Origin of the sequence: Pseudomonas sp. NPDC089408, from assembly GCF_044749445.1 — a bacterium.
Lineage (GTDB): Bacteria > Pseudomonadota > Gammaproteobacteria > Pseudomonadales > Pseudomonadaceae > Aquipseudomonas.
On sequence record NZ_JBIVHY010000002.1, the window covers coordinates 362,200 to 383,759 of the forward strand.

Below are 21,560 nucleotides of genomic sequence, written 5' to 3' on the forward strand. Positions count from 1 at the left end.
ATGGCACTGCCCGGACGCGCCGCGCGCCTGGCGCCGGTGGTGGACATGGCCGAAGAGGCCGAGCGCAAGGCCGCCCAGCGCCTGGGCCACTTTCAGCAGCAGGTGGCCACGGCCCAGGCCAAGCTGGCCGAGCTGGAACGCTTTCGCGAGGACTACCAGCAGCAGTGGATCAACCGTGGCGGGCAGGGGGTCAATGGCAGCTGGCTGGTCAATTACCAGCGCTTCCTCGGGCAGTTGGAAACGGCCATGACCCAGCAGCGCCAGAGCCTGGTCTGGCACCAGAACAACCTCAACAACGCCCGCGGTACCTGGCAGCAGGCCTATGCCCGGGTGGAGGGCTTGCGCAAGCTGGTGCAGCGCTACATGGACGAGGCCCGGCGCGCCGAAGACAAGCGTGAACAGCGCTTGCTGGACGAGCTGTCCCAGCGCCTGCCGCGGCAGAATTATTTGTAGGGTTTGGGGTGTTCGCCTTGAGGCTGTTGTCGCCTGTGAGATCGAGCGCCGCCCGCGCGGCGCTTCGCGGGGCAAGCCCGCTCCCACATCTGTTTCGGGCCAGTTATTCCTGTGCCTTTGGCGCGCGCACCCTGGGTGCAAGGCTGGACATTGATGAAGAGCAGCGGCACAGCCGATATCGAGTGGAACAAACAAGGCGGCCAGCGGTGAAATCACAGGAGTGACTGGCCCGAAACAGACTGTGGGAGCGGGCTTGCCCCGCGAAGCGCCGCGCGGGCGGCGCTCGATCTCACAGGCGCTGAAAATGTTGCGGCGAACACCCGCGGCCAACACTTGCCACCCCCCCCATCGCCTGCTAAACCTTAAAGGTGTTGCATCCGCCATCATCGAAGGAATCGCTAGCATGGCAGTCGAGACTGATTTTTCGCAGGATGGGAAAAAGCTGACGATCAAGATCAAGGGGCGTTTCGATTTCGGCAAGCATCAGGAATTTCGTGACGCTTACGAACGCCAGCCCAAAAAGCCCGATTCGGTAGTCGTCGACTTGAGGGACACCACGTACCTCGACAGCTCCGCGCTCGGCATGCTGCTATTGCTGCGCGACCACGCGGGCGGCGATGAGTCGGATGTGCGGGTGGTGCACGCCAGCTCCGACGTGCGCAAGATTCTCGCCATTTCCAACTTCGAAAAACTCTTCGATATCAGTTGAGCGCCAGCATGCCTGCCGAACAGGCGTTGACCGTGCTGGTCGCCGAAGACGGTGCCGCCGACCGCCTGCTGCTGGCGCAAATCGTGCGCCGCCAGGGCCACCAGGTATTCACCGCAGAAAACGGCGAGCAGGCAGTGGCGCTTTTTGTCGAGCGGCGACCGCAGCTGGTGCTGCTGGACGCGCTGATGCCAGTCATGGACGGCTTCGAGGCGGCGCGGCAGATCAAGGCCCTGGCTGGCGAAGCGCTGGTGCCGATCATTTTCCTCACCTCGCTGAACGAAGAAGAGGGCCTGGTGCGCTGCCTGGAGGCGGGCGGCGATGACTTCATGGCCAAACCCTACAGTGCGGTGATTCTGGCGGCCAAGATCCGCGCCATGGACCGCCTGCGCCGCTTGCAGGCCACCGTGCTGGAGCAGCGCGACCAGATCACCCGGCATCACCACCACCTGCTCAACGAGCAGCGGGTGGCCAAGGCGGTATTCGACAAGGTCGCCCACTCCGGCTGCCTGTCGGCTCCGAACATCCGCTACCTGCAGTCGCCTTATGCGCTGTTCAATGGCGACCTGATGCTGGCGGCATTCACCCCGGCAGGCGACATGCGCGTGCTGCTGGGCGATTTTACCGGCCATGGCTTGCCGGCGGCGGTCGGCGCCATGCCGCTGGCTGAGGTGTTCTATGGCATGACCGCCAAGGGCTATGGCATGGCGCAGATCCTGCGCGAGATGAACGTCAAGCTCAAGCGCATCCTGCCGGTGGACATGTTCTGCTGCGCGCTGCTGCTCAACCTCAGCATGCAGCGCGGCTCGGTCGAGGTGTGGAATGGCGGCATGCCCGATGGTTATCGTCTGTCGGTGGATGGGCAGGTGCTGTCGGTGCTGAGTTCGCGGCATCTGCCGCTGGGCATTCTCGCCGCCGAGCGCTTCGATGACAGCACCGAAGTGCTGCCGATGGCGCCGGGTGAGCGCCTGTTGTTGCTGTCGGATGGCGTGCTCGATACTGCCGATGACGAAGAGCGCCTGTTCGGCGTGCAGCGCCTGCTTACGGTGCTGGCCGACAACCGTGAGCCGGCTCAGCTGTTCGACGAGTTGATGCAGGCCTTGGAGCGTTTTGGCGGGCGCCCGCGCGATGACATCAGCTTGTGTGACATCCGCATGTTCGGTGCCCAAGAGCGGGTGCCGTCGCCCATGATCTACGCTGATAGTGGCCGCTCCAGCCCATTGGACTGGTCGCTGGGCTTCGAGGTGCGTGGCGAGAGCCTGAAGCGCTTCAATCCGGTGCCGTACCTGGTGCAGTTGTTGCAGGAAATACACGGCCTGCGCGCACGTACCGGTAACCTGCACAGCGTGCTCAGCGAGCTATATTCCAACGCCCTGGAGCATGGTGTGCTGGGTCTGGACTCGCAGCTGAAAAGCGATGTACAGGGCTTTGCCGACTATTATCAGGAACGCGCCCGGCGCCTGGGGTCGTTGACCGACGGTTTTGTAAGCATCAATTTCAGGGTTGAACCCCATGGCGACGGCGGCCGTCTGATGATCGAGGTCCGCGACAGTGGTGCCGGTTTCGATGTGCAGCGCGTGCTGGCGCGGCCTGCGCGCGACCAGGGGCTGAGCGGTCGTGGCCTGAACCTGGTACAGCGGCTGGCCAGTGAGGCGCGCTGGAGTGATGGCGGGCGTTGCGCGCATGTGGCGTTCGTCTGGTGAGCCACTGGGTGGCTCGGGCATAATCTGGCTTGATCAAGGAGTGAACAAGTGGCTGAAAAGCATATTGACCAGAAGGTAATCAGTGACCTGCGTGAGGTCATGGAGGATGGTTACCTGCAGTTGGTGCAGACGTTTCTCGACGACTCTGAGCGCCGCCTGGGCCAGCTGCATGCGGCCAAGAGTGCCGAGGAGCTTGGCGCGGCCGCCCACAGTTTCAAGGGCAGCAGCAGCAACATGGGGGCGTTGATCCTGGCCAGCCTGTGCCACCAGCTGGAAGAGCGTGCGCGGGATCGCCCGTTGTATGGCATTGAAGACCTGATCAGCCGCATTGATCAGGAATTCGTCGAGGTGCAGCGCTTCTATCGCGGTGAGCAACAAGGTATTTCCGCCGGTTGATAGGCGAGTTGGCGCGAGTCTTGCATTTCTCTGCCCGGATGATTTTCAAGTTCCTGGCGCGGAGACCGCTCGATGCCTGTCGCACCCAACCCATTGTTGCAAGCCAATGCCATTGCCAACACCTCGCGTTCGGCCGCTGTGCAGGCGGACAAACCGCTGCAGGCGCTGGGCGACAAGGGTGATGCCTTTGGCCAGGTGATGGCCAGGCAGGGCCGCGACAAGGCTGCTGGGGCGGATGACAAGGTGGCCCAGGCCAAGCCCAAGGACAAGCCTGATGCGGCAGCGGGCGGCAAGAAAGACCCGGCCGACAAAAACGCTGTTGCCGATGACGGCAATAAATTGCCAGCAGACGATGCGGCGCAGGCCGATACCGGTTTGCGTGATGCCAGCCTGGTGGCTGGGCAGGTCACCGACGCCCAGCCGGGCGCGCAACTGATCCAGGCCCAGGCCGAGGCGGTGGCGCCGGTGCTGCAGGCCGCTACGGCGCAAGCCCAGGTGGCGCTGCCTGAAGCGCCTTCTGTGGAAGAAGCCTTCGACCCGGATGCCGACCCCTTGGCCAACCTGCCCACCCTGCGCCTGGCGCTGGAGCACAGTGCCCAGGCCAAGGGCAGTACCTCAGCACATGCCCTGGATCCTGCTCAGGCTCAAGGCGAGGAAGGGCGGGCAGCCGTCAATACCTTGGCGAATCTGGTCGAGAATGCCGAGGGCGATAGCGGCGAGGCGGGTGACAAGGCCTTCGGCGCCTTGCTTGAAGATGGCCTGAAGGATACCAAGAGCGCCAGCAGCGACACCCGTGTCGACGATTTCGCCAACCGCCTGGCCAGCCTGACCCAGGCGGCCACGGCCAAGACCGCCAACGCCGTGCCAGCCGGTGCCAGCCCACTGCACCAGCCGTTGCCGATGAACCAGAGCGCCTGGGCCGAGGGCTTGGTCAACCGGGTCATGTACCTGTCCAGCCAGAACCTCAAGTCGGCTGACATTCAGCTGGAGCCGGCCGAGCTGGGTCGCCTGGACATTCGCGTCAATGTTGCGGCGGACCAGGCCACCCAGGTCACCTTCATCAGCGGCCACGCCGGTGTGCGTGACGCCCTCGACAGCCAGGTTCACCGCCTGCGTGAGCTGTTCGCCCAGCAGGGGCTGGCACAGCCGGATGTCAATGTTGCCGACCAGTCACGCGGGCAGCAACAGCAGCAGGGGCAGGCGCAGGGCAGCAACCTGTCCGGGGTGGCTGCACGCCAGGCCGGGCAGGGGGGCGGTGAGGTGGCCGACAGTGCCCGGCCGGTGGAGCAGCAGGTGGTTGTGGGTGACAGCGCGGTCGATTATTACGCTTGAGGCCGGGGTGCATGCCTTTAGGTTTTTAGCGCCTGTGAGATCGAGCGCCGCCCGCGCGGCGCTTCGCGGGGCAAGCCCGCTCCCACAGTCTGTTTCGGGCCAGTTACTCCTTTGAGGTTGCCTCTGGCCGCCTTGTTTGTTTCACTCGATATCGGCTGTGCCGCTGTTCTTCATCAATCTCCAGCCATACACCCGGGGGGCGCGCCAAAGGCACAGGAATAATTGGCCCGAAACAGATGTGGGAGCGGGCTTGTCCCGCGAAGCGCCGCGCGGGCGGCGCTCGATCTCACAGGCGCCACACCTCTGCCGGTGGACCCATCCCGACCCCAACACAATCTAACAAGCCCAAAACTGGCATAACACTTGCTCAAGCCAAGCCATCCTCCCTTGAACCCCCGATGGACGACGGATTATTGGCATGGCGAAGAGCGAAGCAGTCAAAGACCCCGCCACTAAAGGCAAACTCAAGCTGATCATCATGGCCGTGGTAGGCCTGTTGCTGGCGATCGGCCTTTCGGTGGGCGCTACCTGGTTCATCATGCACAAGGGCGAGCCGGCGCCGGCCGCCGAAGCAGCAGCCAGCAACGCCAAGCCTGCGGCCATCTACGTGCCGCTGACCCCGGCTTTCGTGGTCAACTTCAACCAGAACGGCCGCCAGCGCTACATGCAGGTGAGCATCGCCATGCAGGCGCGCAACCAGGCCGACCTGGACGCGCTCAAGGTGCACATGCCGGTGATTCGCAACAACCTGGTGATGATGTTCTCCGGGCAAGGTTTCGACACCCTCGCCAGCAGCCCGGTAGGCCAGGAAATGCTGCGCCAGAAAGCGACCGCCGTGGTTCAGGAAGTGGCGCAGAAGGAACTTGGCAAGCCGGTCATCGACCAGCTGCTGTTCACCAATTTCGTATTGCAGTAGGAGTCCGCAATGGCCGTACAGGACCTGCTGTCCCAGGATGAGATCGATGCCCTGTTGCATGGCGTCGACGACGGGCTGGTGCAGACCGAGAGTGCATCCGAGCCTGGCAGTATCAAAAGCTACGACCTGACCAGTCAGGACCGTATCGTGCGGGGTCGCATGCCGACCCTGGAAATGATCAACGAGCGTTTCGCCCGTTACACCCGTATCAGCATGTTCAACCTGCTGCGCCGTTCGGCCGACGTGGCCGTGGGTGGCGTGCAGGTGATGAAATTCGGCGAATACGTGCATTCGCTGTATGTGCCGACCAGCCTCAATCTGGTCAAGATCAAGCCACTGCGCGGCACTTCGCTGTTCATCCTCGACGCCAAGCTGGTGTTCAAGCTGGTGGACAACTTCTTCGGTGGCGATGGCCGCCACGCCAAGATTGAAGGCCGCGAGTTCACCCCGACCGAGCTGCGCGTGGTGCGCATGGTGCTGGACCAGTGCTTCGTCGACCTCAAGGAAGCCTGGCAGGCGATCATGCCGGTGTCCTTCGAGTACATGAACTCCGAGGTCAACCCGGCCATGGCCAACATCGTCGGCCCCAGCGAGGCGGTGGTGGTCTCCACCTTCCACATCGAACTGGATGGCGGTGGCGGCGACCTGCACGTGACCATGCCGTACTCGATGATCGAGCCGGTACGGGAAATGCTCGATGCCGGTTTCCAGTCCGACCTGGACGACCAGGACGAGCGTTGGGTCAAGGCCCTGCGCGAAGACGTGCTGGATGTCGCCGTGCCAATGACCGCCACGGTCGCCCGGCGCCAACTGAAGCTGCGCGACATCCTGCACATGCAGCCTGGCGATGTAATCCCGGTGGAGCTGCCCGAGCACCTGGTGCTGCGCGCCAACGGCGTGCCGGCGTTCAAGGCGCGGCTGGGCTCGCACAAGGGCAACCTGGCCCTGCAGATCATCGACCCGATCGAACGCCGCTGACGGCGTGCCGGTCGCTTACAACGAATTGAATGCCTGTCGAGGAAACCATGGCTAACGAAAACGAGATCACCTCCCCAGATGACCAGGCGCTGGCCGATGAGTGGGCTGCCGCGCTGGAAGAAACCGGTGCGGCCGGCCAGGCCGACATTGATGCACTGCTGGGCGGTGACACCGGCAGCAGCGGTGGCCCCGGCCGCCTGCCGATGGAAGAGTTCGCCAGCTCGCCGAAGCCGAACGAAAACGTCAGCCTCGAAGGCCCGAACCTGGACGTGATCCTGGACATCCCGGTAAACATTTCCATGGAAGTGGGCAGCACCGAGATCAACATCCGCAACCTGCTGCAGCTCAACCAGGGTTCGGTGATCGAACTCGACCGCCTGGCCGGCGAGCCACTTGATGTGCTGGTCAACGGTACGCTGATCGCCCATGGCGAAGTGGTCGTGGTCAACGAGAAGTTCGGCATCCGCCTGACCGACGTGATCAGCCCTAGCGAACGCATCAAGAAGCTGCGCTGAGTGAAGGGCACGATGCGCGCCATCGCGGCGCTTGCCGCGCTGCTGGTCAGCCACGCCTGCCTTGCCGCCGCTACGCCAGCCGCCACCCCGGTGGCTGCACCCGGCAGCCTCGGCGGGCAGCTGGCACAGATGGTGTTCGGTCTGCTGCTGGTGGTGGGCCTGATCTTCTTCCTGGCCTGGTTGCTGCGGCGCCTGCAGAGCACGGCGGTGAAGGGCGGGCAGGTGATCGAGATTGTCGGCAGCCGGGCCATCGGCCCGCGTGACCGCCTGCTGCTGGTTCAGGTAGGCAAGGAGCAGATCCTGATCGGCCATACCCCCGGCAGCATCGAGGCCCTGCATGTGCTGGCCGAACCTGTGCAGGTGCCGGATAACGCCCGTCAGGCGACGCCGGAGTTTGCCCAGCGGTTGATCGAGTTGATGGGCAAGAACCCTAAGGACAACAAGTGATGAGCGGCGCGCTGCGTACGTTGTTGGGCTCGTTATTGGCGGTGGCGCTGCTGCTGGCCGCGCCATTGGCCCTGGCCGCCGACCCGCTGTCGATCCCGGCCATTACCCTGTCCAATACTGCGGACGGGCAGCAGGAGTATTCGGTCAGCCTGCAAATTCTGCTGATCATGACCGCGCTGAGTTTCATCCCGGCGTTCGTCATCCTGATGACCAGCTTCACCCGCATCATCATCGTGTTCTCGATCCTGCGCCAGGCCCTGGGCCTGCAGCAGACGCCGTCGAACCAGTTGCTGACCGGCATGGCGCTGTTCTTGACTATGTTCATCATGGCCCCGGTGTTCGACCGGGTGAACCAGAGCGCGCTGCAGCCGTACCTGAACGAGCAGCTGACGGCCCAGCAGGCCATCGACAAAGCCCAGGGGCCACTCAAGGACTTCATGCTGGCGCAAACCCGGCAAAGCGACCTTGACCTGTTCATGCGCCTGTCCAAGCGTACTGACATCGCCGGCCCCGACCAGGTGCCGCTGACCATTCTGGTGCCAGCGTTCGTCACCTCCGAGCTGAAGACCGCGTTCCAGATCGGCTTCATGATCTTCATCCCGTTCCTGATCATCGACATGGTGGTGGCCAGTGTGCTGATGGCCATGGGTATGATGATGCTGTCGCCGCTGATCATCTCGTTGCCGTTCAAGATCATGCTGTTCGTGCTGGTCGATGGCTGGGCGCTGATCATGGGCACCCTGGCCAGCAGTTTCGGCGGCGTCTGACGCCGTCAAGGAGAGCCGCCGATGACACCTGAAATTGCTGTCGACCTGTTCCGTGACGCCCTGTGGTTGACCACCCTGATGGTGGCCGTGCTGGTGGTGCCGAGCCTGCTGGTGGGCCTGGTGGTGGCGATGTTCCAGGCGGCCACGCAGATCAACGAACAGACCCTTAGCTTTCTGCCGCGCCTGTTGGTGATGCTGATCACCCTGATCGTTGCCGGGCCGTGGCTGGTGCAGAAGTTCATGGAATACATCACCACGCTTTACACCAACATTCCGCAGCTCATAGGTTGATGCGGCAATGCTGGAGCTGACCGACACGCAGATCGGCACCTGGGTCGCCACCTTCATCCTGCCGTTGTTCAGGGTGACGGCGGTGTTGATGACCATGCCGATCTTCGGCACCCGCATGCTGCCGGCGCGGGTGCGCCTGTACGTGGCTGTGGCCATTACCGTGGTGATCGTACCGGCGTTGCCGCCGCTGCCCGAATTCGACCCGCTGAGCTTGCGTGGCCTGTTGCTGTGCGCCGAGCAGATCATTGTCGGTGCGCTGTTCGGCTTGGCGCTGCAGTTGCTGTTCCAGGCCTTTGTGGTTGCCGGGCAGATTGTTGCGGTGCAGATGGGCATGGCCTTCGCCTCGATGGTCGACCCTGCCAACGGCGTCAACGTCACGGTGATCAGCCAGTTCATGACCATGTTGGTGAGCGTGCTGTTTCTGCTGATGAACGGCCACCTGGTGGTGTTCGAGGTCCTGACCGAAAGCTTTACCACCTTGCCGGTGGGCAGTGCGCTGGTGGTCAACCACTTCTGGGCGCTGGCCGGGCGCATGGGGTGGGTGTTTGCGGCCGGCTTGCTGCTGATCCTGCCGGTGATCGCTGCGTTGCTGGTGGTGAACATCGCCTTTGGCGTGATGACCCGCGCGGCGCCGCAGCTGAACATTTTCTCTATCGGTTTTCCGCTGACCCTGGTCATGGGCATGTTCATCTTCTGGGTCGGCCTAGCCGATATCCTGTCGCACTACCAGGCGCTGGCCAGCGAAGCGCTGCAATGGCTGCGTGAACTGGCGAAGGCGGGCTGAGCATGGCAGAGAGCGAGAGCGGCCAGGACAAGACAGAAGACCCCACCGATAAGCGCAAGCGCGACAGCCGCGAAAAGGGCGAGGTTGCGCGCTCCAAGGAACTGAATACGGTGGCCGTGACCCTGGCGGGTGCCGGCGGCCTGTTGGCATTCGGCGGCCATCTGGCCGAAACGTTGCTGGCCCTGATGCGCATGAACTTCAGCCTGACCCGTGAGGTGATCGTCGACGAACGGGCCATGGGCGCCTTCCTGCTGGCCTCGGGCAAGATGGCGATCTGGGCGGTGCAGCCGGTACTCATCCTGTTGTTCGTGATTTCCTTCGTGGCACCTATCGCCCTCAGCGGTTTCTTGTTCTCCGGTAGCCTGCTGCAGCCCAAGTTCAGCCGCATGAACCCGCTGTCTGGGATCAAACGCATGTTCTCGATGAATGCCCTGACCGAGCTATTGAAAGCCTTGGCCAAGTTTTTCGTGATTCTTATCGTGGCGGTCGTGGTACTGGTCAACGACCGTCAGGCGTTGCTGTCCATCGCCAATGAGCCGATGGAGCAAGCGATCATCCACAGTCTGCAGGTGGTTGGCTGGAGTGCGTTGTGGATGTCGGCCGGGCTGCTGCTGATTGCGGCGGCAGATGTGCCGTTCCAGCTGTACCAGACGCACAAGAAAATGAAGATGACCAAGCAGGAGGTCAAGGACGAGTACAAGGACAGCGAGGGCAAGCCCGAGGTCAAGCAGCGCATTCGCCAGTTGCAGCGTGAAATGTCGCAGCGGCGCATGATGGCGGCGGTACCGCAGGCCGATGTGATCATCACCAACCCGACGCACTATGCGGTGGCCTTGCAGTATGACCCCGAAAAGGGTGGGGTGGCGCCGTTGCTGTTGGCCAAGGGCACAGACTTCATGGCCTTGAAGATTCGCGAGATTGGCGTGGAGCACAAGGTGCAGATCCTCGAGTCGCCGGCGCTGGCGCGGGCAATTTATTACTCCACTGAAATCGAGCAGGAAATCCCGGCCGGCTTGTACCTGGCGGTGGCGCAGGTGCTGGCTTATGTGTTCCAGATCCGCCAGTACCGCGCGGGCAAGGGCAAGCGGCCGGAGCCGTTGAAAGATGACCTGCCGATTCCGCCGGACTTGCGGCGTGATAGCTGACAGGTGTTCGCCACAGCTTATTTAGCGCCTGTAAGATCGAGCGCCGAGGTGTTCGACTCTACACATTCTGCGCCTATGAGATCGAGCGCCGCCCGCGCGGCGCTTCGCGGCTAAAGCCGCTCCTACGTTTGTTTCGGGCCAATTATGCCTGTGGGATTTGCGCGCGAACGCCTTGGCGCATGCCTCGATATCGCGTCGTAAAAACAAGGCGGTCGCGCGCGCCTGCCACAGGATGGACTGGCCCGAAACAAATGTAGGAGCGGCTTTAGCCGCGAAGCGCCGCGCGGGCGGCGCTCGATCTCACAGACGCTGAATGGGTCGAGGCGAACGCTTCGGCGCTCGATTTCACAGGCGCAGAATGTGTAGAGGCGAACACCTCGGCGCTCGATCTCACGGACAACAAAAACCTCAAGGCGAACATCCGCGGCCACACCCAATCTCACCCAAACCACAAAGTTGGAAGGCTTCTTGCAAAGCCACGCCCAGGCGCCCTCTGGGCGTCAAAGTTTTGCATCAAGAGGACTCGCGGTGGATCGCACTCAGTTAATCAGCAACGCCCGTAACAACCTGGCCGGGCTCGGCCGGGGCAACCTGGGTGTGCCGCTGTTGCTGCTGGTGATGTTGGCAATGATGATGTTGCCGATACCGCCGTTCCTGCTCGACGTGTTCTTCACCTTCAACATCGCCCTGTCGATCGTGGTGCTGCTGGTCTGCGTCTATGCACTGCGCCCGCTGGACTTCGCCGCGTTCCCCACCATCCTGCTGGTGGCCACGTTGCTGCGCCTGGCGCTGAACGTGGCCTCTACCCGGGTGGTCATGCTGCACGGCCAGGAGGGTCACGGCGCGGCGGGCAAGGTGATCCAGGCCTTCGGCGAGGTGGTGATCGGCGGCAACTACGTGGTCGGGGGCGTGGTCTTCGCCATCCTCATGATCATCAACTTCGTGGTGGTGACCAAGGGTGCCGGGCGTATCTCGGAAGTGAGCGCGCGTTTCACCCTCGACGCCATGCCCGGCAAGCAGATGGCCATCGACGCCGACCTCAACGCCGGCCTGATCGACCAGGCCCAGGCCAAGCACCGCCGTGCCGAGGTGGCCCAGGAGGCCGAGTTCTACGGCTCGATGGACGGTGCCAGCAAGTTTGTCCGCGGTGACGCCATCGCCGGCCTGCTGATCCTGTTCATCAACCTGATCGGCGGCATGCTGATCGGCATGCTGCAGCATGGCATGAGCTTCGGCGATGCCGGCAAAGTGTACGCCCTGCTGACCATTGGTGACGGTTTGGTGGCGCAATTGCCATCACTGCTGCTGTCCACGGCCGCCGCGATCATGGTTACCCGCGCCTCGGGCTCCGAGGACATGGGCAAGCTGATCAACCGGCAGATGTTCGACTCGCCCAAGGCGTTGGCCGTGTCGGCGGCGTTGATGATTGTCATGGGCCTGGTCCCGGGCATGCCGCATGTCGCCTTCATCGGCTTGGGTCTGCTGGCCGGCGGCGGGGCTTACCTGGTGTGGAAAAAACAGCAGAAAGCCAAGGCCCAGGCATTGCAGGAGGCGCAGCGCCAGCAGGACCTGCTGCCTTCACCGCAGCGTGCGCAGGAAACCAAGGAACTGGGCTGGGACGACGTCACGCCGATCGACATGATCGGCCTGGAAGTCGGCTACCGGCTGATCCCGCTGGTCGACCGCAACCAGGGCGGCCAGCTGCTGGCGCGGATCAAGGGCGTGCGCAAAAAGCTGTCGCAGGACCTGGGCTTCCTTATGCCAACCGTGCACATCCGCGACAACCTCGACCTGCAGCCCAGCGCTTATCGCCTGACCCTGATGGGGGTAATCCTGGCCGAAGCGGAGATCTACCCAGACCGCGAGCTGGCGATCAACCCGGGCCAGGTGTTCGGCACCCTCAACGGCATTGCCGCGCGCGACCCGGCGTTTGGCCTGGAGGCGGTGTGGATCGACGTTGGCCAGCGTTCGCAGGCGCAGTCGTTGGGCTACACCGTGGTCGATGCCAGTACCGTGGTGGCCACCCACCTCAACCAGATCCTGCAGAAGCACTGCCATGAGCTGATCGGCCATGAAGAGGTCCAGCAACTGTTGCAGGTACTGGGCAAGGCCTCGCCTAAACTTGCAGAAGAGCTGGTGCCGGGCGTCATTTCCTTGTCGGGGCTGCTCAAGGTGTTGCAAGCCCTGTTGTCGGAACAGGTGCCAGTACGCGATATTCGCAGTATTGCCGAGGCCATCGCGAATAACGCCGGCAAGAGTCAAGATACCGCCGCGCTGGTGGCGGTGGTGCGCGTCGGATTGTGTCGCGCCATCGTGCAAAGCATTGTCGGCGTTGAGTCCGAGCTACCAGTGATTACCCTGGAGCCAAGGTTGGAACAGATTTTGCTCAATAGTCTGCAAAGGGCCGGGCAGGGTCAGGAAGACGGTGTTCTTCTGGAGCCTAGCATGGCCGAGAAGCTGCAACGTTCGCTGATCGAAGCGGCCCAGCGCCAGGAAATGCAGGGCCAACCGGCCATCCTGCTGGTCGCCGGCCCGATCCGCGCCATGCTGTCGCGTTTCGGTCGCCTGGCTGTACCGAATTTGCATGTTCTGGCGTATCAGGAAATACCGGACAACAAGCAAGTCACCATCGTTGCCACCGTGGGCCCTAACGGCTGAGGTAGTGGATAATGCAAGTTAAGCGATTTTTCGCCGCCGATATGCGTCAGGCCATGAAACTGGTCCGTGATGAGCTGGGCGCCGATGCCGCGATCATTGGCAACCGCCGCATTGCCGGCGGTGTCGAACTGACGGCCGCGCTGGACTACAAGCTGTCCGCCCTGGCCCCGCGTGTGCCCAACGCCGAGCTGGAAGAAGAGCTGCGCAAGACCCACACGCGCATTGCCACTGCCCAGGCCGAGCTGGATCACCGCCAGGACAGCAGCGACAACAACCGCCAATTGTTTGCCGGGCAGTCGCTGACCGCCGCCGAGCCGTTGGTCGAGCCGCACGTGGATGCCCCTGATACGCCCGTTGCCCCGGCTGCCGCGCCAGTCGACCCGCGCCTGTTCGATGCCATGCGCTCCGAGCTGTCGGGCCTGCGCGAACTGCTCGAAGTGCAGCTCGGCTCGCTGGCCTGGACCCAGCTGCAAGGCAGCAAGCCGCAACAGGCCAACCTCTGGCGGCGCCTGCAGCGCATCGGCCTGTCCGGGCCGATTGCCCGCGAACTGCTCGACCTGACCGCCGAGATCGAAGAGCCACGCCAGGCCTGGCGCATGCTGCTGGCGCACCTGGCGCGCATGATTGAAATCCCTGAGGTCGAGCCGATCGAAGAGGGCGGCGTGATTGCCATGGTCGGCCCGGCCGGCATGGGCAAGACCACCACCCTGGCCAAGCTGGCCGCGCGCTACGTGCTCAAGTACGGCGCACAGAACCTGGCGCTGGTGAGCATGGACAGCTTCCGCATCGGTGCCCAGGAGCAGCTCAAGACCCTCGGCCGCATCCTCAATGTGCCGGTCACCTATGTCGACCCGGGCCAGTCGCTGGCCGCGGCACTGGAACCGCTGCTGCGCAAGCGCGTGGTGCTGATCGATACCGCCGGCCTGCAGGCCAGCGACCCGGCCCTGCGCATGCAGCTGGAAACCCTGGCCGGGCGTGGCATAGCCGCGAAGAATTACCTGGTGCTGGCCACCACCAGCCAGAAGCAGGTGCTGACCGCCGCCTACCACAGCTACAAGCGCTGTGGCCTGGCCGGCTGCATCCTGACCAAACTCGATGAAACGGCAAGCCTTGGCGACGTGCTGAGCCTTGCCATCAGTCATGAACTGCCCGTGGCCTACCTGACCGACGGCCCGCGCATTCCTGACGACCTGCACCTGCCACGGGGCCACCAGCTGGTCACCCGGGCGGTTAATGTGCAACAACAGGACGAGCCCAGCGAAGAGGCCATGGCCGACATGTTCGCTGATCTCTATCACAACCCACGGCGAGCGGGTTGAGCATGAAGCGTGTGCAAAGTAGCTATACCAAAGGGTACGCAGAATTGCCCTACGTGTGGCCCGAGCCCCAGCGAGACAAGGTGAATTTCAGACATGGGTAGCATGCATCCCGTACAGGTGATCGCCGTGACCGGTGGCAAAGGTGGCGTCGGTAAGACTAACGTTTCAGTGAACCTGTCCCTGGCGCTGGCCGAGCTTGGCCGCAGGGTCATGCTGCTGGACGCCGACCTGGGCCTGGCCAATGTTGACGTGTTGTTGGGCCTTACCCCCAAACGTACCCTCGCCGATGTCATCGAAGGGCGCTGTGAGCTGCGTGACGTGATGCTGCAGGGCCCTGGCGGTGTACGCATCGTGCCGGCAGCTTCGGGCACCCAGAGCATGGTGCACCTGGCGCCGGCCCAGCATGCCGGGCTGATCCAGGCGTTCAGCGAAATTGGCGACAACCTCGACGTGCTGGTGATCGATACCGCTGCGGGTATCGGTGACTCGGTCGTCAGCTTTGTTCGCGCCGCCCAGGAAGTGCTGCTGGTGGTGTGCGACGAACCCACCTCGATTACCGACGCCTACGCGCTGATCAAGTTGCTCAACCGCGATTACGGCATGAACCGCTTCCGCGTGCTGGCCAACATGGCGCAGAGCCCGCAGGAAGGGCGCAACCTGTTTGCCAAGCTGACCAAGGTCACTGACCGCTTCCTTGACGTTGCCCTGCAGTACGTGGGCGCCGTGCCATACGATGAGTGTGTGCGCAAGGCAGTGCAGAAGCAGCGCGCCGTGTACGAAGCCTTCCCTCGCTCCAAGTGTGCGCTGGCCTTCAAAGCGATTGCCCAGAAGGTCGACAGCTGGCCGCTGCCGGCCAACCCGCGTGGCCACCTGGAGTTCTTTGTCGAGCGCCTGGTGCAACCCACCAGCGCGGGACCCGTGCTATGAGCGCCAGTGGCTTCAAGATGTACAGCCGGGCGGCGAAAGACGCCCAGTACGAACTGATCGAACGCTACGCACCGCTGGTCAAGCGCATCGCCTACCATTTGCTGGCGCGCTTGCCGGCCAACGTTCAGGTCGAGGACCTGATCCAGGCCGGCATGATCGGCCTGCTGGAAGTGGCCAACAAGTATGACGCCAGCAAGGGCGCCAGTTTTGAAACCTACGCCGGCATCCGCATCCGCGGGGCGATGCTGGATGAAGTACGCAAAGGCGACTGGGCACCGCGTTCGGTGCACCGCAACACCCGCATGGTCAGTGACGCGATGCGTGCAGTTGAAGCCAGAACAGGCCGTGACGCTAAAGATCATGAAGTTGCTGCCGAACTCCAATTGAGTCTCGATGATTACTACGGGATCTTGAACGATACCTTGGGCAGCCGCCTGTTCAGCTTCGACGACCTGCTGCAGGACGGCGAGCACGAAGGGCTGCATGAGGATGGCGCCAGCGGCCAGGTCGAACCTGCCCGTGGGCTGGAGGACGAGCGCTTCCAGATCGCCCTGACCGAGGCCATTGCCAACCTGCCGGAGCGTGAACGCCTGGTGCTGGCGCTGTACTACGACGAAGAGTTGAACCTCAAGGAAATCGGTGAGGTGCTGGGGGTCAGCGAGTCGCGGGTCAGCCAGTTGCACAGCCAGTGTGCCGCGCGTTTGCGCAGCCGCCTGGGGGAATGGCGGGCACGCTGAGCCTGCTGTCGTTGCAGTCGTTTTCCACGTGTGTTGCCACGTGCATTTCCACGTTGTACCGAATTGAATGAGTGCGTGCCCGGTAGGCCGGGCGCGTTTGAGACTGCATGGAGGTCTAGATTGGACAAAAACATGAAAATCCTCATCGTTGACGACTTTTCGACGATGCGGCGGATCATCAAGAACCTGTTGCGTGACCTGGGCTTCACCAACACCGACGAGGCCGACGACGGCACCACGGCGCTGCCGATGCTGGAGAACGGCCATTACGACTTCCTGGTGACCGACTGGAACATGCCTGGCATGTCCGGCATCGACCTGCTGCGCAAAGTGCGCGCCAGCGACAAGCTGAAAAGCATGCCGGTACTGATGGTGACCGCCGAAGCCAAGCGTGACCAGATCATCGAAGCGGCCCAGGCCGGCGTCAATGGTTACGTGGTCAAGCCGTTCACCGCCCAGGTGCTCAAAGAAAAGATCGAGAAGATCTTCGAACGCGTCAACGGCTGAGTCACGTCAGGGGGCGCGCCATGGATTCATCACAAAACTCTTTGGGCGAGTTCGAATCGACCCTGAAGAAACATGCCCAGGAGTTGGTCGAAAGCCTGGAGCGGGGCCGTTTCGGCGAGGCGGTGCAGCTGATTCACGAGCTGAACCAGACTCGCGACCGCGGCCTGTACCAGGAAGTCGGCAAGCTGACCCGCGAGCTGCACAGTGCGATTGTCAGCTTCCAGATCGACCCGACCATGCCGCAGGCCGAGGAGGTGTCGCAGATTACCGACGCCACCGAGCGCCTGTCGTATGTGGTCAAGCTCACCGAAGGCGCGGCCAACCGCACCATGGACCTGGTCGAAGAAAGCACTCCGGTGCTCAACGACCTGGCCAGCGAGGCCAAGGCCCTGAGCACCGACTGGCAGCGCTTCATGCGCCGCGAAGTGGCGGCGCCGGAATTCCGTGACCTTGTCAAACGGGTCGACAGTTTTCTGACGCACAGCGCCACCGGTAACCGCAAGGTCGCGGGCCACCTCAATGACATTCTGTTGGCCCAGGACTATCAAGACCTGACCGGGCAGGTGATCAAGCGCGTCACCAACCTGGTGACCGAAGTGGAAAGCAACCTGCTCAAACTGGTGTTGATGGCCAGCCAGGTCGACCGCTTTGCCGGCATCCAGCATGACCACGATCAATTGCGCGCAGAAAAAGATGCAGAAAAACATCCGACTCGGGGTGAAGGTCCGCAGATTCATGCCGATAAGCGTGAAGACGTCGTGTCCGGTCAGGACGATGTCGATGATTTGCTGTCCAGCCTGGGTTTTTAAGGAGCACGTTTGATGAGCTTCGGCGCCGATGAAGAAATCCTCCAGGATTTCCTGGTAGAAGCCGGCGAAATTCTTGAGCAACTGTCCGAGCAACTGGTCGAGCTGGAAAGCCGACCCGATGATGCCGACCTGCTCAATGCGATCTTTCGCGGTTTCCACACTGTAAAAGGGGGCGCCGGCTTCCTTCAGCTGAACGAGCTGGTGGAGTGCTGCCATATCGCCGAGAACGTGTTCGACGTCCTGCGCAAAGGTGAGCGCCGGGTCGACGCGGAACTGATGGACGTGGTGCTCGAAGCACTGGACACGGTCAACAGCATGTTTGGCCAGGTGCGCGAGCGCGCCGAAGTGACCCCGGCCACCCCCGAGCTGCTGGCGGCGCTGGCGCGCCTGGCCGAGCCGGGCGGTGCCGAGGCTGCTACAGCGCCAGTGCCTGCCCCGGAGCCGGTCGCCGAGGCGCCGGTGGTGGCCGAGGAGCAGCACCAGGACATCACCGACAGCGAGTTCGAGCAGCTGCTCGATTCGCTCGACGCGGTCAAGGCTCAGGCTGCGGCCGACGAGCAGATGCAGGGTGAGGTTGTAAGTGGTGCAGGTGATGAAATCACCGATGCCGAGTTCGAATCGCTGCTGGACCAGTTGCATGGCAAAGGCCAGTTCAGCGCCGAGGTTGCTGCGCCGGTGGCTGCCGCAAGTGCCGAACCGCTCAGTGACGAAATCACTGACGCCGAATTCGAATCGCTGCTCGACCAGCTGCATGGCAAGGGCACCTTCCAGGCCGATGCCTTGCCTGCGGCCAAGGCGCCAGCGCCTGACGTGGCAGAGCCTGCCGCATCGGCCAGCGACGAAATCAGCGAACACGAGTTCGAAGCACTGCTGGACCAGTTGCATGGCAAGGGCAAGTTCGGTGGCGATGCAGCGGCTGTCGAAGCCCCGGTTGCGGCCAAGGTGCAAGCCCCGGCCGCAGCCAAGGCCGACAGCCAGCCGGTGGCCAAGCCAACCGCCGCCCCGGCACCCGTGCCTGCCAGCAAACCGGCAGCGGCACCGCGCGCGCCGGCCCCGGCCGCCGACAAGCATGCCGTCAGCGAAGCAGAAACTACGGTGCGCGTCGATACCGCGCGCCTGGACGAGATCATGAACATGGTCGGCGAACTGGTGCTGGTGCGAAACCGCCTGGTACGCCTGGGCCTGAACAGCGGTGACGAGGCCATGTCCAAGGCCGTGTCCAACCTCGATGTGGTCACTGCCGACCTGCAGACCGCGGTGATGAAAACCCGCATGCAGCCGATCAAGAAAGTCTTCGGCCGCTTCCCGCGCCTGGTCCGCGACCTGGCCCGCCAGCTGAAGAAAGAGATCAACCTGGAGCTGGTCGGTGAAGAGACCGACCTCGACAAGAACCTGGTCGAGGCCTTGGCCGACCCGTTGGTGCACTTGGTGCGCAACGCCGTCGACCACGGCATCGAGATGCCCGATGAGCGCGAAGCGTCGGGCAAGGCACGCACCGGCCGCGTAGTGCTGTCGGCGGAGCAGGAAGGCGACCACATCCTGCTGTCGATTTCGGACGACGGCAAGGGCATGGACCCGAACATCCTGCGCGCCAAGGCGGTGGAAAAGGGCCTGATGGACAAGGACGCCGCCGATCGCCTGAGCGAATCGGACTGCTACAACCTGATCTTTGCCCCGGGTTTCTCGACCAAGACCGAGATTTCCGACGTGTCGGGGCGTGGCGTGGGCATGGACGTGGTGAAAACCAAGATCTCCCAGCTCAACGGCTCGATCAACATCTTCTCGGCCAAGGGCCAGGGCTCGAAGATCGTCATCAAGGTGCCGCTGACCCTGGCGATCATGCCCACCCTGATGGTGATGCTGGGCAACCAGGCGTTTGCCTTCCCGCTGGTCAACGTCAACGAAATCTTCCACCTCGACCTGTCGCGCACCAACGTGGTCGACGGCCAGGAAGTGGTGATCGTGCGCGACAAGGCGCTGCCGCTGTTCTACCTCAAGCGCTGGCTGGTGCAGGGCCAGGTGCACGAAGAGCAGCACGAGGGCCACGTGGTGATCCTGTCGGTCGGCACCCAGCGCATCGGCTTTGTCGTCGATCAACTGGTGGGCCAGGAAGAAGTGGTAATCAAGCCGCTGGGCAAGATGCTGCAGGGTACCCCGGGCATGTCCGGGGCCACCATTACCGGCGACGGTCGCATCGCGTTGATTCTCGACGTCCCGAGCATGCTCAAGCGTTACGCCGCGCGGCGTATTTGATTTCGGTGGCGCACCCTGGCGGGTTGCGCCGCCTAATGGAGTGTTTATGGCAGTCAAGGTCCTGGTGGTGGATGATTCCGGTTTCTTCCGCCGCCGCGTCTCGGAAATCCTCTCGGCGGATCCAACGATCCAGGTAGTAGGTACCGCGACCAACGGCAAGGAAGCAATTGACCAGGCGCTGGCGCTCAAGCCCGATGTCATCACCATGGACTACGAAATGCCCATGATGGATGGCATTACCGCGGTGCGGCACATCATGCAGCGTTGCCCGACGCCGGTGTTGATGTTTTCCTCGCTGACCCATGAAGGTGCCCGGGTCACCCTCGATGCGCTGGATGCCGGCGCGGTGGATTACCTGCCGAAAAACTTCGAGGACATCTCGCGCAACCCCGACAAGGTCAAGCAGATGCTGTGCGAGAAGGTGCATACCCTTTCGCGCAGCAACCGCCGTTTTGGCAGCTATGCCAGCCATGCACCGGTGGCTGCAGCCGCGCCCGCCAGCAGCCACGCGCCTGCCAGCAATTTCAGCAGCCCGACAGCGGCACGCGCCCCTGTGCCTGCCCGTGCGCTGGCCCCAGCCGCCGCGCCAGCGCATTCGCCAGCCCCCAAGCGCAAGCCATACAAGCTGGTGGCTATCGGTACCTCCACCGGGGGGCCGGTGGCCTTGCAGCGGGTGTTGACCCAGTTGCCAGCCAACTTCCCGGCGCCGATCGTGCTGATCCAGCACATGCCGGCGGCGTTCACCAAAGCCTTTGCCGAACGCCTCGATAAACTGTGCCGCATCAGCGTCAAGGAAGCCGAAGACGGCGACATGCTGCGCCCGGGCCTGGCCCTGCTGGCGCCTGGTGGCAAGCAGATGATGATCGACGGCCGTGGCACGGTGAAGATCCTGCCCGGTGACGAGCGCCTGAACTACAAGCCATGCGTGGACATCACCTTCGGTTCGGCGGCCAAGTCGTATGGCGACAAGGTGCTGTCGGTGGTGCTCACCGGCATGGGCGCCGATGGCCGCGAAGGCGCACGCCTGCTCAAGCAGGGCGGTAGCACGGTGTGGGCTCAGGATGAAGCCAGCTGCGTGATCTATGGCATGCCCATGGCCATCGTCAAGGCCAACCTGGCCGACGCGGTGTACAGCCTGGACGAGATCGGCAAGCACCTGGTAGAGGCGTGCGTCTGATGGACGTCCTTAGCCTGATCGGCCTGATCCTCGCCTTTGTTGCCATCGTCGGTGGCAACTTTCTTGAGGGCGGCCATGTCGGTGCCCTGATCAATGGCCCTGCGGCCTTGATCGTGCTGGGCGGTACCTTGGCGGCGGCTTTGCTGCAGTCGCCGCTGTCGTCGTTCAAGCGCGCCTTGCAGATTTTGCGCTGGATCCTGTTCCCGCCGCGGGTTGACCTGGCGGGCGGTATCGACCGCGTGGTGAACTGGAGCCTGACTGCACGCAAGGAGGGCCTGCTAGGCCTGGAAGGAGTGGCCGACAGCGAGCCCGACCCCTATGCGCGCAAGGGCTTGCAGTTACTGGTGGACGGCGCCGAGCCGGAAGCCATCCGCAGCATCCTCGAAGTCGATTTCCTGACCCAGGAAGGCCGTGACATCCAGGCGGCCAAGGTATTCGAGAGCATGGGTGGTTACGCACCGACCATCGGTATCATTGGCGCGGTGATGGGCCTGATCCACGTGATGGGCAACCTGGCCGACCCGTCGCAGCTGGGTAACGGCATTGCTGTAGCCTTCGTGGCCACCATTTATGGCGTGGCCAGTGCCAACCTGATCCTGCTGCCGGTTGCCAGCAAGCTCAAGGCCATTGTCATGCGCCAGTCGCGCTACCGCGAGATGCTGCTCGAAGGCTTGTTGTCGATCGCCGAAGGCGAGAACCCGCGCTCGATCGAGCTGAAGCTGCAAGGCTTCATGGAGTAA

22 protein-coding genes are annotated in these 21,560 nt (G+C 63.1%); all 22 read left to right on the forward strand.

The window, feature by feature from the left end; translation table 11 throughout:
- The 22 genes from fliJ (at position 1) to ACIP02_RS05110 (ending at position 21,560) form a co-directional block, all read left to right on the forward strand.
- Complete coding sequence (gene fliJ / locus ACIP02_RS05005) at positions 1 to 453, forward strand: flagellar export protein FliJ (RefSeq protein ID WP_400613805.1); 453 nt, start codon at positions 1 to 3, stop codon at positions 451 to 453.
- Between the two features lie 403 nt (positions 454 to 856).
- Positions 857 to 1,162 carry an STAS domain-containing protein gene (locus ACIP02_RS05010; protein ID WP_400613807.1) on the forward strand — a complete coding sequence of 102 codons (306 nt, stop codon included), beginning with the start codon at positions 857 to 859 and terminating at the stop codon, positions 1,160 to 1,162.
- A gap of 8 nt (positions 1,163 to 1,170) precedes the next feature.
- Positions 1,171 to 2,862 (forward strand): SpoIIE family protein phosphatase, encoded by a 1,692-nt coding sequence (locus ACIP02_RS05015; protein ID WP_400613810.1) that lies wholly within the window; start codon positions 1,171 to 1,173, stop codon positions 2,860 to 2,862.
- Positions 2,863 to 2,910: 48 nt separating this feature from the next.
- Complete coding sequence (locus ACIP02_RS05020; protein WP_400613812.1) at positions 2,911 to 3,258, forward strand: Hpt domain-containing protein; 348 nt, start codon at positions 2,911 to 2,913, stop codon at positions 3,256 to 3,258.
- Between the two features lie 72 nt (positions 3,259 to 3,330).
- On the forward strand, positions 3,331 to 4,590 hold the full coding sequence (locus ACIP02_RS05025) for a flagellar hook-length control protein FliK (protein ID WP_400613814.1): 1,260 nt from the start codon (positions 3,331 to 3,333) through the stop codon (positions 4,588 to 4,590).
- Positions 4,591 to 5,008: 418 nt separating this feature from the next.
- Entirely contained in the window at positions 5,009 to 5,506 is a 498-nt protein-coding gene (fliL, locus tag ACIP02_RS05030) for a flagellar basal body-associated protein FliL (protein WP_400613816.1), read from the forward strand.
- A 9-nt stretch (positions 5,507 to 5,515) separates the two neighbouring features.
- Positions 5,516 to 6,484 (forward strand): flagellar motor switch protein FliM, encoded by a 969-nt coding sequence (gene fliM, locus ACIP02_RS05035; protein ID WP_003254418.1) that lies wholly within the window; start codon positions 5,516 to 5,518, stop codon positions 6,482 to 6,484.
- Positions 6,485 to 6,531: 47 nt separating this feature from the next.
- On the forward strand, positions 6,532 to 6,999 hold the full coding sequence (fliN, locus tag ACIP02_RS05040) for a flagellar motor switch protein FliN (protein WP_400613818.1): 468 nt from the start codon (positions 6,532 to 6,534) through the stop codon (positions 6,997 to 6,999).
- A 12-nt stretch (positions 7,000 to 7,011) separates the two neighbouring features.
- Complete coding sequence (gene fliO / locus ACIP02_RS05045) at positions 7,012 to 7,446, forward strand: flagellar biosynthetic protein FliO (RefSeq protein WP_201203016.1); 435 nt, start codon at positions 7,012 to 7,014, stop codon at positions 7,444 to 7,446.
- Positions 7,446 to 8,213 carry a flagellar type III secretion system pore protein FliP gene (gene fliP, locus ACIP02_RS05050; protein ID WP_400613821.1) on the forward strand — a complete coding sequence of 256 codons (768 nt, stop codon included), beginning with the start codon at positions 7,446 to 7,448 and terminating at the stop codon, positions 8,211 to 8,213. The genes fliO and fliP overlap by 1 nt, the downstream gene beginning before the upstream one ends.
- Before the next feature lie 21 nt (positions 8,214 to 8,234).
- Positions 8,235 to 8,504 carry a flagellar biosynthesis protein FliQ gene (gene fliQ / locus ACIP02_RS05055; RefSeq protein ID WP_400613824.1) on the forward strand — a complete coding sequence of 90 codons (270 nt, stop codon included), beginning with the start codon at positions 8,235 to 8,237 and terminating at the stop codon, positions 8,502 to 8,504.
- Positions 8,505 to 8,511: 7 nt separating this feature from the next.
- Entirely contained in the window at positions 8,512 to 9,288 is a 777-nt protein-coding gene (gene fliR / locus ACIP02_RS05060; protein WP_400613827.1) for a flagellar biosynthetic protein FliR, read from the forward strand.
- A 2-nt stretch (positions 9,289 to 9,290) separates the two neighbouring features.
- A complete protein-coding gene (flhB, locus tag ACIP02_RS05065) occupies positions 9,291 to 10,433 on the forward strand; it encodes a flagellar biosynthesis protein FlhB (RefSeq protein WP_400613829.1) in 1,143 nt (380 codons plus the stop codon).
- Between the two features lie 528 nt (positions 10,434 to 10,961).
- Entirely contained in the window at positions 10,962 to 13,091 is a 2,130-nt protein-coding gene (gene flhA, locus ACIP02_RS05070; RefSeq protein WP_400613831.1) for a flagellar biosynthesis protein FlhA, read from the forward strand.
- An 11-nt stretch (positions 13,092 to 13,102) separates the two neighbouring features.
- Complete coding sequence (gene flhF / locus ACIP02_RS05075) at positions 13,103 to 14,410, forward strand: flagellar biosynthesis protein FlhF (protein ID WP_400613833.1); 1,308 nt, start codon at positions 13,103 to 13,105, stop codon at positions 14,408 to 14,410.
- Positions 14,411 to 14,494: 84 nt separating this feature from the next.
- Positions 14,495 to 15,337 (forward strand): flagellar synthesis regulator FleN, encoded by an 843-nt coding sequence (gene fleN / locus ACIP02_RS05080; protein ID WP_201206484.1) that lies wholly within the window; start codon positions 14,495 to 14,497, stop codon positions 15,335 to 15,337.
- Positions 15,334 to 16,074, forward strand: coding sequence for an RNA polymerase sigma factor FliA (gene fliA, locus ACIP02_RS05085; RefSeq protein ID WP_400613835.1), 741 nt, complete (start codon positions 15,334 to 15,336; stop codon positions 16,072 to 16,074). The genes fleN and fliA overlap by 4 nt, the downstream gene beginning before the upstream one ends.
- Positions 16,075 to 16,206: 132 nt before the next feature.
- On the forward strand, positions 16,207 to 16,581 hold the full coding sequence (locus ACIP02_RS05090; RefSeq protein ID WP_010955070.1) for a chemotaxis response regulator CheY: 375 nt from the start codon (positions 16,207 to 16,209) through the stop codon (positions 16,579 to 16,581).
- Between the two features lie 20 nt (positions 16,582 to 16,601).
- Complete coding sequence (locus ACIP02_RS05095; RefSeq protein WP_400613839.1) at positions 16,602 to 17,390, forward strand: protein phosphatase CheZ; 789 nt, start codon at positions 16,602 to 16,604, stop codon at positions 17,388 to 17,390.
- A gap of 12 nt (positions 17,391 to 17,402) precedes the next feature.
- On the forward strand, positions 17,403 to 19,643 hold the full coding sequence (locus ACIP02_RS05100; protein ID WP_400613841.1) for a chemotaxis protein CheA: 2,241 nt from the start codon (positions 17,403 to 17,405) through the stop codon (positions 19,641 to 19,643).
- A gap of 46 nt (positions 19,644 to 19,689) precedes the next feature.
- The gene (locus tag ACIP02_RS05105) at positions 19,690 to 20,820 is read left to right on the forward strand and encodes a chemotaxis response regulator protein-glutamate methylesterase (protein WP_400613843.1); all 1,131 of its coding nucleotides are present in this window, start codon (positions 19,690 to 19,692) and stop codon (positions 20,818 to 20,820) included.
- Entirely contained in the window at positions 20,820 to 21,560 is a 741-nt protein-coding gene (locus tag ACIP02_RS05110; protein ID WP_201206453.1) for a flagellar motor protein, read from the forward strand. The genes ACIP02_RS05105 and ACIP02_RS05110 overlap by 1 nt, the downstream gene beginning before the upstream one ends.